General features: G+C 68.0%; 3 protein-coding genes. All 3 read right to left on the bottom strand.

What is annotated here, in order from left to right; genetic code table 11:
* A partial coding sequence (gene lipB / locus BN9444_RS13290; RefSeq protein WP_077210167.1) for a lipoyl(octanoyl) transferase LipB occupies positions 1-470 on the bottom strand: 470 nt, incomplete at its 3' end.
* 83 nt (positions 471-553) lie between these two features.
* Positions 554-946: a glycine cleavage system protein GcvH gene (gene gcvH, locus BN9444_RS13285; RefSeq protein ID WP_066488580.1), complete on the bottom strand. Its 393-nt coding sequence runs from the start codon at positions 944-946 to the stop codon at positions 554-556.
* 58 nt (positions 947-1004) lie between these two features.
* On the bottom strand, positions 1005-1242 hold a 238-nt coding region (locus BN9444_RS13280; RefSeq protein ID WP_276526032.1), incomplete at its 5' end, for a glycine cleavage T C-terminal barrel domain-containing protein.

Below are 1242 nucleotides of genomic sequence, written 5' to 3'. Positions count from 1 at the left end.
GCCGGGTCCGCGGCCACGGTCGTGTGGGGGACCCAGACGCCGGAGCGCCCGTCTACGCGGCCGGCGGTGGTCACCCCCAGCTCGCGCACGGCCTGAATGATGGCTTCTTCGAGGCGGCGGACATAGTCCACGACGTCGACGGGCTCGGCGAGCTTAATAATGGGGTAGACCACGAGCTGGCCCTCGCCGTGCCACGTGATGCGCCCGCCTCGGTCGACGGTGATGACGGGCAGGCCGTTGTCCGGCATGTCCGACTCGAGCGTGCGCTTGCCCGCCGTATAGATATTGGGGTGCTCGACGACGAGGATGACGTCGCTCACCTCCTCGGCCGCGCGCTGCTTCGCGAGTGCTGCTTGGTAGTCCCAGGCCTCCTGGTAATCCATCCGACCCAAGTGGCGGATCTCCAGAGGCGCGCCGGAGGCGCGGATGGAGCGGTCGGCAGGGAAGAACGGGTCGCGCGGTGCAGTCATAGAACAAGTTCTAGTCGCGCCCGCCCTGGGCGCGCAAAAGGGGGCATCGGAAAGCTTTCCGATGCCCCCTTGGGAGGGTGGGCTTACTCCACGCCGTTGGCTGCGGCGTAGGCGGCGGCGTCCATGAGCTCGCCGGCCTCGGAGACCTCGACCTCGAAGAGCCAGCCTTCGCCGAACGGGTCGTTGTTGACCAGCTCGTAGGCGTCGTGGATGCCCTCGTTGACGGCGGTCACGGTGCCGGTGACGGGGGAGTAGAGGTCAGAGACGGACTTGGTGGACTCGACCTCGCCGCAGGTCTCGCCGGCGGTGACGGTGTCGCCGACGGCGGGCAGCTCGGCGAAGACAACCTCGCCGAGGCGGTCAGCGGCGACGGAGGTGATGCCAACGCGCAGGGTCTTGCCCACGACCTCAGCGGCGGGGGCAGCGATCCACTCGTGGTCTTCGGAGTAGGAGAAATTCTCGGGCAGATTCGACATGTGGGTTCCTTTCTAGAGGTTCAGTTTAAGTCTAACGGCCGTGTGCGTCGCGCGGGTGTTAGTCCGCACGCTTGTAGAACGGCGTCTGCGTGACGGCGAAGGGGTAGCGCTTGCCGCGGATATCGACCTCGACGGCGTCGCCGGGGTTCAGGCTCGCGGCGGTGTCGATGAGTGCCAGGGCGACGGGGTGGCCGAGCGTGGGCGACGGCTGGCCGGAGGTGACGGTGCCGACCTTGGTCTCACCAACGAAGACCTCGGCGCCGTGGCGGGCGGCGCGGCGCTGCTCGGAGTCGAGC

This window comes from Corynebacterium phoceense (assembly GCF_900092335.1).
Taxonomy (GTDB): Bacteria; Actinomycetota; Actinomycetes; order Mycobacteriales; family Mycobacteriaceae; genus Corynebacterium; species Corynebacterium phoceense.
The sequence above is the reverse complement of the archived record's forward strand: the minus strand, read 5'-3'. Positions and strand labels throughout refer to the sequence as shown.

Excerpts from the sequence above, each read along its gene's own strand:
- gcvH (WP_066488580.1), bottom strand. The coding sequence starts at position 946 with ATGTCGAATCTGCCCGAGAATTTCTCCTACTCCGAAGACCACGAGTGG.